At 63.6% G+C, this 860-nt stretch carries 1 protein-coding gene; it reads left to right on the forward strand.

Annotation, left to right across the window (positions count from 1 at the left end):
- The first annotated feature begins 84 nt into the window (after positions 1–84).
- Positions 85–843, forward strand: a complete 759-nt coding sequence (locus EI290_RS22210; protein WP_125433836.1) for an IS5 family transposase — start codon at positions 85–87, stop codon at positions 841–843.
- The last annotated feature ends 17 nt before the right edge of the window (positions 844–860 follow it).

Here is an 860-nt window from a genome sequence, read left to right on the forward strand (position 1 = left end):
AGAGCGTGTTTGGGAATTAGGTAGGGGCTAAAAAGAAACGAGTCAGTAAGTTGCGCGGGGAGTTCCTAGGCTTCCACGGGCATTATGGTTGATGGCTACCAACCCCTTACTGACTCGCAGTGGCAAGTTATCGAGTTGCTGCTGCCCGTGCAACGGCGGCGGCGCTTGTGTTTGCGGCAGGTGTTCAACGCGTTGCTCTACGTGTGCCGCACCGGCTGCCAATGGCGGGCACTGCCGTCACAGTTTCCGCCCTGGACGGCGGTCTACTACTATTTCTACCGCTGGCAGCGCCTGGGCCTGTGGCAGCACCTTAACACGGTGGTCAACGCCCTAGACCGGGTTGCGCACGGCCGCGAACCGACCCCGGCGCTGGCCTGCGTCGACAGCCAGAGCGTGAAGCTGGCCCCGCGCATCTACGAACACCGCGGCCTGGATGCGCATAAGCTCGTCAACGGCCGCAAACGCCAGCTCCTGGTCGATTCCGGCGGACGTATCTGGGCCGCGCACGTGCACGCGGCTCACCGCCACGACAGCACCGGCGCGCTGGCGTTGCTGCCCCAACGCCCCTGGTGGGCGCGGCGCCTGCAACTCGTGCTCACCGATGCGGCCTACCGTGGGCGCTTTGCCCAGCACCTGCTGGGCTTGGGCCTGGTCCAGCAGATCAGTAGTCGACCGCCCACCCAGCGCGGCTTCGTGCCGCTGGCCCGGCGCTGGGTCGTCGAGCGCACCTTCGCCTGGTTAGCCTGCTTTCGCCGCGTGGTCGTTGATTACGAATTCACTCCCGCTAGCCATGTTGCTTGGCTATTACTAGCTAACATCACTATGTCGCTCAATCGGGTCTGAATTCCCAAACACGCTCT

This window comes from Hymenobacter metallilatus (assembly GCF_003944705.1).
Classification (GTDB): domain Bacteria; phylum Bacteroidota; class Bacteroidia; order Cytophagales; family Hymenobacteraceae; genus Hymenobacter; species Hymenobacter metallilatus.

What these genes read in the sequence shown, in the direction of transcription:
- EI290_RS22210 (WP_125433836.1), top strand. Translation starts at nt 85, where the DNA reads ATGGTTGATGGCTACCAACCCCTTACTGACTCGCAGTGGCAAGTTATC.